Genomic DNA, 12,432 nt, shown 5'->3' with positions numbered 1-12,432 from the left:
GTGCGATACCGAGGTTGTCGTAGCTTACGATGACCTTGTCTGTATCGAATACCTTGCCGACTTCGAGAGCCATCTGAGCTTCCTTGAATGAGCGGGCAAGATCCTTTACGCCTACTACTGCCGTACCTATACCAACATTTACTCTTGTGTAGAACTCGCTGCTGAGAGTATCAGCGATAGAACGTGCGAGCTTTTCGAGATCCTTTGAATCTACTGTGCTCTTGAGCTCCTTGACGAGAACGATATCGGTCTCTGTGATATTGAAGACGAAGTCCTTGTTCTTGTCAGGGAAGAGGTTCTGTATAACATCATAAGCGGAAATGTCGTTTGCGGAGATGATCCTGATAAGGAATACGGCTCTGCTTATCTCTGCATTGAAGTGGAGCTCTCTTGCCTTGATAACTATATCACCGGGGAGAACATTGTCGAGAATGACATTCTTTATGAAGTTGTTTCTGTCGTACTTTTCGTCATAGTACTGCTTGATGTTTGAAAGTGCGATAGCGAGGATGCTTGCATACTTTGCAGCAGCGTCGTCAACGCCCTCTACGAATACCGCATAGTCGGGCTTTACTCTTGAGCCGAAGGGCTTGTAGGTGAAGCCGTCACGGATGAAGATATCGTGTGAATCGCTGAGATCGAGTGAAACGAACTCATTTGTCGTGCCTACACGTGACAGGTCGCTGCACGCGATGATAGTTGCGGTCTCGTCAACAACGCCGATGGTAGCGTCGATGGAATCACGCATCTGATGAACTAAACCCTGAAATAATCTGTTGGACATGATAGACATCCTTTCTCTTAATAAGATCTTATTTTGAGCGGACCTTCAGGAGTATGGAAAGGAGTGCGTCTCCTCAACATATTACAAATTGTAACACATTTTTGGCTGCAATTTGTTAACAAATTGTTAACTCTCGTCCGAAGGCTCACAAACTTGACTAATAAATATGTTTGATTTTGTTAGGATTTACCAAAGCAAGTAAATCCTTTGTAACCAAATTGTAATTTTTATGTCTCGAAATGTAATTTTTACATTTTCTCGGGGCGGTCGATATTCAGTATCTCCAGTGCGTTCCTCAGTGTCTGGCGGACTGCCACACAGAGGAGGATACGCGCATCCATAAGCTCCTTTGTCTCTGCGTTCTTGACGCTGCAGGCGTCATAGAAGCGGTGGAACAGAGTTGCTAAGTCTACCGAGTACTTGGTGATCTTGGAAGGATCATAGCTCTTTGCTGCCATGTCTATCTCACGGGGGAGAGAGGCGAGGTGGCGGATAAGCTCGATCTCACGGGGATTATCAAGGAGATCAAGGTCGGCGGACTGTGGTATCTCAACGCCTTCCTCACGGAGGTTCCTCAGGAGGCTGCAAATTCTTGCGTGGGCGTACTGAACATAATAAACGGGGTTCTGGGACGACTTCTCGATAGCAAGGTCGAGGTCGAATTCAAACTGTGAATTGGCTTCGCGCAGATTGAAGAAGAAACGGGCGGCGTCTATTGGTATCTCGTCGAGGAGAGTTACAAGGGTTATCGCCTTGCCGCTTCGCTTTGAGAGCTTTACCACTTCGCCGTTGCGTACCAGCATTACCATCTGCATGAGAACTACATCAAGCTTGCTTTCGTCAACGCCGAGAGCGTTGAGTGCGGCTTTAAGTCGCGGTACATAGCCGTGGTGGTCTGCGCCGAGCACGTTTATCGCCTTGTCAAAGTTACGGGTGACGAGCTTGTCGTAGTGGTAGGCGATATCGGGGACGATATACGTGTAAAGTCCGTTGCTTCTCTTTAATACGAAGTCCTTGTCAAGACCGTATTCCGTAGCCCTGAACCATATAGCGCCGTCCTGCTCGTAAGCCTTTCCTGCTTCCATGAGCTTGTCTACTACCAGCTTTGTCTCGTTCTTGGCGTGTATCGTGCTCTCCCTGAACCAGTTGTCGTACACGATGCGGTACTTTTTCAGGTCACGTTCCAGACCTGCTATATTTATAGGAAGGGCATAATCAACGAGTGCCTTTCTGCGCTCGGTCTCGGAGGTATTTTCCTGAGCCTTTCCGTTGATATCGTAGAAGTTCTTGGCGTGTTCGATGATGTCAGTTCCGAGGTAAACGTCCTCGGGCATCTCAAATGTCTCGCCCTCTCCGCTCTGTGAGTATATCTCGGAGCAGAGCTGCTCGGTATCGCTGCCGTACTTTGCTATGAGCTCCTGTCCCTTATCGGAGCAGAGCTGCAAATACCTGAGCTCCAGCGATTTACCGAACTTCTCGATCTGGTTTCCTGCGTCGTTTACGTAGAACTCGCGCTCTGCGTGATAGCCTGCCCAGTTGAGCACACTTGCGAGACAGTCTCCGATAGCTCCGCCTCTTGCGTTGCCTATGTGCATGGGGCCTGTGGGGTTTGCGGAAACGAATTCGACGAGGACCTTCTTGCCCTTGCCCAGCTCTGTCTTTCCGTAGTTCTCACCCTCGTCAAGTACATTCTGTACTACGTCCGAGAACCACTTCCTGCTGAGGAAGAAGTTGAGAAATCCGGGACCTGCCACCTCGGCTCTTTCAAATATAGTGCCCTCAAGGAAGAGCTTTTCGCATAAGAGCTCCGCGATCTTTCTCGGCGGCATTTTCAGCGCCTTTGCACAGACCATAGCTGTGTTTGCAGCAAAATCGCCGTGGGATTTGTCCGCAGGTATCTCGATGTTGAAGTTGGGCAGAGGAACGGCGGGTATCGCTTCCTCAGCCACAAGAACTCCGAGAGCGTCCATGATTATCTCACGCAGTCGGAGAGATGCGGAATTGATAAGGTCTGACATTGTATCTATCCTTTCTTTACGGCTCAGTTCTGAGCCTGTACTGTCATTATTATCTCGTTATCCGAAAGATACGAGGAATTGAGATCAAGAGTATATTTCAGGTAAAGCCTGCCGTTTTCTGCGAGAGTGTTCTCGATAGCGTGAGTATACACGCCTATTTGCAGGTTCCCGTAGGGAGTACCGTACTGGCAGAAGTGCTTGCGGCCTATTTCAAGGGAAAGTACGGAATTTGCCGTGCCCTCTCTGGTGATGGAAGCGTTTTTGCTGTCGTCAACCTTTATCGTGGTGACCGAGCCTTCAAAGCCCGTAGCCGAGGTGTCCTCGTAGGATATTATATCCCAGCCGTTCTCACGGGTGAATTTGGCCTGTGTCAGAAGCTCTGTCTCGCTTTTTTCGTTGTCCTGCCATTGAATACTCGTAAGAGAGATCAAAACATTTTTTTTCAAAGCAGTCTCCTTATTATATATTTATATATATCAGTAATTTCTGTCTGCGTTGTCAACAGCCTGTTCAAGAAGCTCCACTATGAGCTCCTCGTGGGAGTAGTCAAGCTCTGCCATGAGCTTGCAGAACACGCTGTTCCTTCTGAGCCCGGGCATGGTGCCGATCTTGTTGAGGAAGAGCTCTCCGTCCTCCGTGAGGAAGAAGTCAAGTCTTGCAAGTCCCTTGCAGCCGAGCGCTTTGAAGGCGGCAATTGCTGTCTCCTGCACCTTTTTCTCGGTCTCCTTTGAGATATCGGCAGGTACCCTGAGATCGTCCCCTGTGCTGACATTGAAATTGACGGGATCGAATATTATCTGCGGTGAGATTATCTCTCCCACAGGTGAACATACGGGCATATCGCAGCCGAGTACCGCAGCCTCCAGTTTGCGCGCCTTTATGTATTTTTCAACGACTACCTTATTGTCACTTGAGAAAGCAAGCTTTACGGAAGCGAGAAGCTCATCGTAGTTCTCGGCAAGGCTCGTGCCTGCGTTGCTGCCGCTGTTTGCGGGCTTTACGATGAGGGGGAAGCCCATTTCATCGGCGATGGCACGGCATCTTGCGTCAAGTTCGTTTATCTCGCGCTGTGTGATGAGCTGCCATTCGGCAGTCTTTATGTTATAGTCATCCATTACCATATGGGTATGGGATTTGTCCATGCATGAAGCGGAAGCGAGAACTCCGCTGCCTACGTAGGGTATGCCCGAGAGGTCGAGAAGTCCCTGTATCGTTCCGTCGCCGCCCTTCTTGCCCATGAGGAGCGGAAATACCACGTCAACTCGTCTGATAGTGGCTTCACCGTTTTCGATGGTGATGATGCCCCTGTAGAGCGGATCGGGGGATATGAAAGCGGAAGCGCAGTCCGTGTCCTGTTCCCATGTGCCGTCGGCTATATCCTCTACGTCTCCCGGGAAGTAGAGCCAGCGGCCCTTACGGGTTATGCCTATGCATATAACTTCGTATTTATCCTTTGGAATGCAGCGGATCACTTCTGCTGCGGAAGCCAGTGAGAGCTCATGTTCCCGAGCAGTACCGCCGAAAATAACGGCAGCTTTTATCCTTGCCATATATTTCTCCTTTTATATAGTATCATGTATTTTTTTATTGTCATTTTCAAGCATCACTATATTTTATCATATTCCACAAAAAACTGCAAGTATTTTTTGTGAAAATGAAGAATAAAACAGTAAATTTCGCAAGTATAGCGTACTGCGAACAATTTTCAACTGTTAAAATTGTGCATAATAACAATAGAAATGCCGCTTCTTCATCAATTTGACGGAATACCCCTTAGTAAAAATGACGAAGCAAAATGCAAAAAGGACCGCTTACGCAGTCCTTTTTGGGGTGAAAATGAGTATTAAGATGATGTCGTGATTATCTTACTCCGAGAGTATCGTCCTCGGGCTGGAGCTTGTCATGGGCAAGGATATATTCGTATATCTCCTGCACCGTGGTGAATGCAGCTCCGACATAGCTGTCGGCACAGCCGTAGTATAAAGCTATCCTGCCTGTGGCTGCGTCTGTGAGCGCCGCACAGGGGAAGCATACATTTGGTACAAATCCGCGCTCCTCATACCACTCCTCGGGTGTGAGCACGTAGTTTTCACAGCGGTGGAGTACCTTTGAGGGCTCGTCCGTATCGAGCACAGCTGCGCCGATACTGTATACATATCCGTTGCAGGTATTCACAACGCCGTGATAGAATATCAGCCAGCCCTTGTCTGTCTCGATAGGGGCAGCTCCGCCGCCTGTCTTGAGGTTTTCCCACCAGTTGTCCGAGCGTCCCATTACATGGCGGTGGCGTCCCCAGAACTCCATATCGGGGCTCTCGGAAAGGAATATATCTCCGAATGCTGTATGGCCGTCGTCGCAGGGGCGGGAGAGCATGACGTAGTTCCCGTTTATTTTCCTCGGGAAGAGGACGGCATTGCGGTTATAGGGAAGGAAAGGATTTTCGATCCGTGTGAACGTGCGGAAATCCGTGGTTTTCGCAATGCCGATGGTCGGACCGAAGGCGTCCTGACACCACATTATATAATATGTATCATCGACCTTTACAAGTCGGGGGTCGTAAGCATAAGGGGGCATAAAGGGTTCGCCGTTTTTGTCGGTAAACGCTATCCTTTCGGGCTCAAACTGCCAGTCAAGGGCGTCCTTGCTTCTGCCGAGATAGATGTGGGGCACTCCGTTGCGCTGCTCACCGCGGAATACTCCTATAAAACCGCCGCTGTACGGCATAACGGCGCTGTTGAATATCCTTGCTACGTTGGGGAGAGGGTTTCTGTTGATTATAGGGTTCTCAGTATATCTCCACATCGGACCTGTGCAGCCGTCAGGCTTGTCCTGCCATGGGATATTTGGAAGAACTTCACCGATTATTTTTATATCCGACATAAGTAAGCTCCTTTAATTAAGCTTTGCTTTATATTGTACTTAAATTATAACACGGCTTTCTTAAAAAGTCAAGTGAAAATTTAATTAAAATTGTGGAGTTTCTTACTGTACCTCGTATTTGCCGAAGAATTCACATAATATTATTGAAAGTTTTATCAAACGGGTGTATAATGTAATAATAACATTGAAGTTCCGCGGCTGAGAAAGTGCGGCGCATCTGCTGCGAGCCACTGATACGGCTGCCGATGGGGAGAGGCGCTCCCGAAAATATCAATATGTCGGCTTGTGCGAAGATATGTACTTAAATAATAGCTTAAAGGAGGGACAACTATGAATCTGTCCGAATTTATAAATGGTATTTCCGCAGGGAAATACGACGAGCAGTTCCGAATGCTTTACGGCTCGTCGGAAAAAGCGGTCTTGCGGGCAAGAGCCCGCTATCTCAGCGCTGCCGAGAGCTTTTCGGGGCTGTATCCCGAAAGCGGCGATATACGTGTGTTTACTGCCTCTGGACGAACCGAGATAGGCGGAAATCATACGGATCATCAGCACGGCTGCGTTCTTGCGGCGGCTGTCAGCCTCGATATCATAGCTGTGGTAAGCTTTAGCGGTCGGGACGTTATCCGCGTAAAGTCCGAGGGCTATGACGCCGTTGAGGTAAAGCTCGGGAGCCTTAAGGCGAAAAAGACGGAAAAGGGAACTTCTGCGGCACTTATCCGCGGTATTGCGGCAGGTTTCAAGGAGAAGGGCATGATTGTCGGCGGCTTTGACGCTTATATGAACTCCGACGTTCTCAGCGGCAGCGGTCTTTCTTCCTCGGCGGCTTTTGAAGTGCTCGTGGGAACTATAATCAACGAGGGCTTCAACGGCGGCAGTGCGGAGGCTGCGGATATTGCGCGGATAGGGCAGTTTGCAGAGAATGTTTACTTCGGAAAGGCAAGCGGACTTATGGATCAGATGGCGGCGGCTCTGGGCGGTTTTGCTGCCGTTGACTTTGCAGACCCCGAAAATTCCGTTATAAGGCGCATTGACTTTGATTTTGAGCGCTGCGGATACCTTGTCTGCATCACCGATACAAAGGGGAGCCATGCCGGCCTTTCGGACGAGTACAGCGCCGTGGCTTCGGAAATGAAGCACGTTGCGGAGGAGCTTGGGTGCAAATTTCTGCGTGAAGCCGATGAGGGCGAGTTTTACAGGAAGCTGCCCGAGCTGAGAAAGGTATGCAATGACAGGGAGCTCCTGAGAGCGGCTCACTTTTTTGCCGAGAACAAAAGGGCTGCCGATGAGGCGGAAGCCCTCTCCGACGGCGATACGGAGTGGTTCTTCGAGCTGGTGAACGAGTCGGGAGCTTCTTCGGCAGAGCTGCTGCAAAATCTGTACCCATGCGCTGACCCGAAAAATCAGCCCATCCCACTTGCGATAATGCTCAGCAGGCGTTTTCTTGGCGGCAGCGGAGCAGTCCGCGTTCACGGGGGCGGCTTTGCAGGTACGATACAGGCATTCGTGCCGAGCTATCTTGCTTCGGATTACGCTGCGGAAATGGAGCGTATCTTCGGCGAAGGCAGCTGCTATGTCCTCACTGTCAGACCTGTGGGCGGATATGAATTGAAATATCTGTAGGGGATGGCGTCTCGACGTCCCATTATAGGGACGCCCTCACTTGCAGGGTGTCCCTCTTCCGAAAACAATTCACTGGATTGTTTTCGGAATTCACCCTTGCGGAGCGCCTGTCGGATACGGGGCGCTGCCCCGAGCCCCGCAAGGGCTGTCAGCCCTTGACCTGACCAAAGGGTTGTGAACCCTTTGGAATCCCTTCCTTTTGGGCTGGCGTAATCAATGCGTAAATTTTGATTTATAGGAGGTTTTTATGAATAGTTTTCCTGATTTTATGAAAAGAACTGAAAACAAGATACCCGCAGAGCAGCAGAATACTCCCGATATCGAGGGATATTACTATACCGCTCCCGACGGAAGCCAGATGGCGTTCTGGACCTGCAATGCGGACAGAGTTTCAAAGGAGCACGTCCATGATTACGACGAGTACATGATCTGCGTGGAGGGTGAGTACACTGTGACGATAAACGGTGAAGCTGCCGTGCTTCACGCAGGGGACGAGCTCTTTATCCCGAAGGGCGCTCTGCAGGGCGGAAGCTGTAAGGCAGGCACGAGAACTATCCACGCTTTCGGCGGCAAACGTATAAAATGAGGTGGGAATGTGTATGATATAAGGGAATACTCAGCGGATATGCGTGAAAAGGTGCTTGCTTTCCTGAGCAGTGTGTTTCCCGAGTCGGGCAAGCCCTTTGAGCCTGAGGGGAGGCACTGTGCATTTGCGGATATAGAGCACAGGTTTGCAGGGTTCTGGTGCCTGTTCGATGAAGATGCTATTATCGGAACTGTCGCTGTGAAAAGGCTCAGCGATACGGACTGTGAGCTGAAAGGGCTTTATGTGTACGAAAGGTATCACGGCATGGGACTTGGCCGCAGACTTGCGGAAAGGGCAGTTGACTTCGCAAAGTACAGCGGTTTTGAGAGGATAGTGCTCGATACCGTTTCGACCTATAAAAAGGCGCTGAAACTTTACGAAAAATTGGGGTTTCAGCGTATTGAGCGGTATAACGATAACGAAAGGGCTGATGTTTTTATGATGAAGGAGCTTAAAACAGAAGCGGTTGTGCGCGAGATAACGAATGAGGACTTTGATGGCCTAATGCGGCTGTATATGGAGCTCCATGACAATCCCTTCCCTGAAAAGGACGAGCGGGTCATGTCCATATGGGAGCGGATACTTTCGGACAAGGATCATCATATCATAGTTGCGGAAGCTGACGGAGTTATCGCCGCGACCTGTGTGTGTGTTATAATCCCGAATCTTACACGTGGACAGCGTCCGTATGCCTTTATCGAGAATGTGGTGACTTCCGCCGCGTACCGCAGAAAGGGACTTGCTACGGCTTGCCTTGACTATGCAAGGGAACTAGCCAAAAAGGAGAACTGCTATAAAATGATGCTCCTGACAGGCTCGAAGGAACAGGGCGTTCTTGACTTTTACAGGAACGCGGGCTACAACAGCAGCGACAAGACCGCTTTTATACAGTGGCTGTGAGGTGGAGAAATGATACTGAGAGAATTTGCGGACAGCGACGCGGAAAAGATCGTCAGGTGGACAGGCAGCGAAAGGGAGTTCCGTTTGTGGTGTGCCGACAGGTATGAGAAGTACCCTATAAGCGCCGCGGATATGACCGCTATGTATGACGAGTGCGGAAAGACGGGAGCTTTCTTTCCGATGACTGCTGTCGAGGAGGATATTGTCGGACATCTTATCCTGCGCTATACCGACGAAAAGCATGAGACTGTAAGGTTCGGATTCGTTATCGTGGATAATGCTGTCCGCGGCAGCGGGAGAGGCAGAAAAATGCTTGAGCTTGCAAAGGAATATGCAGTAAAGGTGCTGAATGCAAGGAAGCTCACTCTCGGAGTTTTTGATGTGAATACAGCAGCGCTCAGATGCTACAAGTCGGTGGGCTTTACCGAAACGGGATGTGATGATGAGGCATTTGAAGTCCTTGGTGAAAGCTGGAAATGCATAGAACTGGAGTGCGTTGTTTAAGAAGCGGCATTACAGCTTTGACTGAGTATCATGTGTAGGATTGAGCAATATTTGACTTGCTTTTTCGAGAAATACTATTTATAATGTATATAAGATTACTGGCAATACCGTAAAGACAAATGGGGGCAAGTAATTTTTGGGCGGATTATTTAACAGAGCGGCGTTCGCAGCACGTAAGCGCACGCCTGCTGAATTTTGCCCGAAAATGCCCTGCTTTTACGGTGTTGCTTTTTTTTATGAGGAGGGACATAAATGGAATCATCATGGAAAAAATATGCTGCCGTTCTGACAGCAGCAGTATGTATGCTCGTTCCTTTTGCGGACGCAGCGATCGCAGGGGCTGCGGACGGTGGAGGCTTCGGCTGGGGAAATGCTGCCGACGGCTTCAATGCCGATACCGAATGGCAGCCTTGGGGTACTCCTTCAAACGGAAGCACATTGCCGTGGGGAGACCAGTATGAGATGAAGGAGGACGAAGTCAGCCTCTGCGTTACGGAAACTCCTGACCCGACGGAGGAAGAGCTTAAGGCAGACCATATCAGCGGACAGTGCGGCGGTATGGTGTATAATATCGACAAAAAGAGCGGCGAAAACAGTGAATTTACTTTCAGCAGCGGTACACAGGACGGCTTCAGGGCAAGCTGGTCGGGACTTGAGGCTCTCAGCATTGAAAAGGGAAAGAGCTTCAAGAAGCCTTTAAATATTTCTTTTTTCAATAGCCTGTCTGTGGATTACAGGGCGGTTTTTGATAATTTCACGGGAGATCAGCTCGATATCGGCGCAAGATGTCAGCTCGGCAGCAGGGACGAATACTTGTATATCATAGATCATTTCGGAAGCTTTGAGCCCGATAAGACTATGGAAGTGCTTGAGCCCCTTGAATGTTCGGGAAAGGTTTATCAGGTATACAGAAAGGTACGCGCTGAGAAGGATAAGACCTGTACGGATCACTATATGGTTTACGTGAGAGATATTGAGGAAATATCCTCCGAGCCCGATCTGAGATCGTCTGTAATGCTGAGTGAGATCGCGGCGCTCTGGGGCAGAGCTTTAAATGTGCCGCCTGTTCTGAGCTGCTGTTTCTATATGGATACCTGCGGCGGCAGCGGAGCTGTGGATGTCAGGTACATTCAGATAAACGGCAGACTGCTGTCGGGGCTTGCGGGAATGCCCGCATGGAATGCCAATGTCTGGGGAAACTATGAAGGAAACATTGAGGATATGCCTTGTATGCTCTATCCCGATGAGGAAGGATATTATTACTTTAACGACGGAACACGATTCGATGAAAGCGGTTTCTCGATCGGAAACGGTACGGATATCACTTTAGCAGAGGATTTCGGCAGGAACGATAAGAACTCTGTCAAGGTAGAATGCAGCAATGATTATTTTCTGGGGGAACCCTCAGAGAGATACTTAGCTTATATCGGTGACGTCGGCTACCCGTTTAAAAAAGGTATTTGGGGCGACTGGAGCAATACGCAGCAGACATTCGGTTTCGGACCTATTTATCCTGCCGACGAGGATTATGCGGAGTCGGACGTTTCATACGATATCAGCGTTGACGTTTACAATAACAGCGACGAGGAAGCCGAGTTCTCACTGGAAATAAGTATGCCGTTCAGCGGCTTCGGGATATCCGATGAGGAGAATGAAAAAATAACGAAATATGAAGGCAATGTAGTCTGCAAAAAGACGGTAAAGCCTCATGAGTGGACAACTTTATCAAATCCCTCTTACGCTATGCCGAGAGCTCTGACAGGCAATCTTATCATGTATACAGACAGTGAGATCGAATACTACGCTGACAATATCGCTGTTAAAGAGCCCGAAGGCGTTTCAAGGATAAGGGGCGACATAAACGGCGACGGTGTTGTTGATGCTTTTGACCTCGTACAGTACCGCAAGGCTTTCTTTACAAGTGACAGGATCAGGTTGCTTCCGCGCCGTGCCGATATAGACGGCGACGAAAATGTTCTCATTAACGATGTGGTGCTTCTGAAAAGATTATTGCTCGGTATCGACAAGGAGCTTTCTGTAAAGGAAAAGAGCGCTGACGACAAGCGCGAAAAAGCTGAAACAGACGGCCGTTACTGCGAGAGCTTCGTCAGGGACGGCGTGGGAGAGCTCACATACGATATGGGGGAGAACGGCTGCTTTGACTGTAAAATCTCTGATGCTGACGAAGCCTGCTTTGAATGCGGAACTGCTCCCGAGGGCGGTATCAAACTTGACGAGGTAAAGTCGCTTTATCATGCTTATGAGGGCGAAATAGTCTCGGAGGACGGATATCTCTTCGGTATACACGGTACATTCGCGGATTCGCCCGATGAATTCTACATAATTGAGGACAGCGGACATGATGATCGCTTTGCAGGTATGACTGCGGCGAAAATCTTAAACATCGAGGGGTACTGCTACAGGATATATATACTGAACAGGATAAAGGAAACTCCCGAGGGAAAGGTAAGATACAAGGAGTTCTGGAGCGTAATGGACGATTACCGCTTATCGGGAAAGGCGTTGACCGAACTGAGAGGTCAGATAAATATACTCAAGCACATAAGCAGCTGGGAGAATATCTGCGGCCTGAAGCTCGGCAGCAGAACTCTCGGCAGCGTGGGTCTGTACGTCGGCGGAAGCAAACAGTACAGCCAGTCGTTTAAGGTTTCGAGGAACGAGCTTTTTATCGGAGTAGAATAAGCATACAGAAAAACAGTCATAAAGGAGGAATTCTTCTTTATGACTGTTCTTTTTTACAGGGATTGCGGCAGGAAATTCAGAAGTGTAATATTCACGGTAAAAATCACAATTTGTATACTTTAGCAGAAATACTGTTGCAGATATTGTACAACTAAACCAAAAAATTTGTTGATACTTGTTTTGTTTAACGATAATTGTTAAGATTATGTGAATTCTGATTTATATCACATGACATTTGGAAAGTTCTGTGTTATAATAACAACAAGTTTTCGATAAGCGACGAAAAAATAAAAGGGGGGCTTTTCAATGGAAACGATCTTTGATCTTATCAGATTAACAGACGTAAAAACAGAGAAAAACCATGCCCTTTTAAAGTTCAATACTGTCCCGAAAGCGCTCTGACAGGATAAGTGTGCCCTGTCAGTGCGCTTTTTTAT

At 48.8% G+C, this 12,432-nt stretch carries 10 protein-coding genes and 1 pseudogene; 6 read left to right on the top strand and 5 right to left on the bottom strand.

The genetic code is table 11. The features are described from left to right. From Q0R37_RS06940 to Q0R37_RS06920, 5 genes are all read right to left on the bottom strand, one after another. Positions 1–784: sugar diacid recognition domain-containing protein (locus Q0R37_RS06940; protein ID WP_294752769.1), on the bottom strand; the 784-nt coding region annotated here is incomplete at its 3' end. 248 nt (positions 785–1,032) lie between these two features. Further along, positions 1,033–2,802 (bottom strand): arginine--tRNA ligase, encoded by a 1,770-nt coding sequence (gene argS, locus Q0R37_RS06935; protein ID WP_294752767.1) that lies wholly within the window; start codon positions 2,800–2,802, stop codon positions 1,033–1,035. A gap of 23 nt (positions 2,803–2,825) precedes the next feature. After that, the gene (locus Q0R37_RS06930; protein ID WP_294752766.1) at positions 2,826–3,248 is read right to left on the bottom strand and encodes a DUF1934 domain-containing protein; all 423 of its coding nucleotides are present in this window, start codon (positions 3,246–3,248) and stop codon (positions 2,826–2,828) included. A 30-nt stretch (positions 3,249–3,278) separates the two neighbouring features. Beyond that, positions 3,279–4,352 carry a D-alanine--D-alanine ligase family protein gene (locus Q0R37_RS06925; RefSeq protein WP_294752764.1) on the bottom strand — a complete coding sequence of 358 codons (1,074 nt, stop codon included), beginning with the start codon at positions 4,350–4,352 and terminating at the stop codon, positions 3,279–3,281. 310 nt (positions 4,353–4,662) lie between these two features. Beyond that, positions 4,663–5,682, bottom strand: coding sequence for a glycoside hydrolase family 130 protein (locus tag Q0R37_RS06920; RefSeq protein WP_294752763.1), 1,020 nt, complete (start codon positions 5,680–5,682; stop codon positions 4,663–4,665). A 330-nt stretch (positions 5,683–6,012) separates the two neighbouring features. Here Q0R37_RS06920 and Q0R37_RS06915 point away from each other — a divergent pair, with 330 nt between their 5' ends. The 6 genes and pseudogenes from Q0R37_RS06915 to Q0R37_RS06890 all read left to right on the top strand — a co-directional run bounded on the left by Q0R37_RS06915 (position 6,013) and on the right by Q0R37_RS06890 (position 11,995). Continuing rightward, on the top strand, positions 6,013–7,302 hold the full coding sequence (locus Q0R37_RS06915; RefSeq protein WP_294752761.1) for a galactokinase family protein: 1,290 nt from the start codon (positions 6,013–6,015) through the stop codon (positions 7,300–7,302). 247 nt (positions 7,303–7,549) lie between these two features. Continuing rightward, positions 7,550–7,888 (top strand): cupin domain-containing protein, encoded by a 339-nt coding sequence (locus Q0R37_RS06910; protein WP_294752760.1) that lies wholly within the window; start codon positions 7,550–7,552, stop codon positions 7,886–7,888. Between the two features lie 39 nt (positions 7,889–7,927). After that, positions 7,928–8,293, top strand: a pseudogene (locus tag Q0R37_RS06905) (GNAT family N-acetyltransferase); the annotation flags it as partial. A gap of 36 nt (positions 8,294–8,329) precedes the next feature. After that, positions 8,330–8,788 (top strand): GNAT family N-acetyltransferase, encoded by a 459-nt coding sequence (locus Q0R37_RS06900; RefSeq protein WP_294752771.1) that lies wholly within the window; start codon positions 8,330–8,332, stop codon positions 8,786–8,788. Between the two features lie 9 nt (positions 8,789–8,797). Continuing rightward, positions 8,798–9,292 (top strand): GNAT family protein, encoded by a 495-nt coding sequence (locus Q0R37_RS06895; protein WP_294752759.1) that lies wholly within the window; start codon positions 8,798–8,800, stop codon positions 9,290–9,292. A 252-nt stretch (positions 9,293–9,544) separates the two neighbouring features. Further along, on the top strand, positions 9,545–11,995 hold the full coding sequence (locus Q0R37_RS06890) for a dockerin type I repeat-containing protein (protein ID WP_294752758.1): 2,451 nt from the start codon (positions 9,545–9,547) through the stop codon (positions 11,993–11,995). Positions 11,996–12,432 lie beyond the last annotated feature (437 nt).

It is taken from the genome of uncultured Ruminococcus sp., assembly GCF_946415235.1.
Lineage (GTDB): Bacteria > Bacillota > Clostridia > Oscillospirales > Ruminococcaceae > Ruminococcus.
This window is presented reverse-complemented; position numbering and strand designations above follow the sequence as displayed.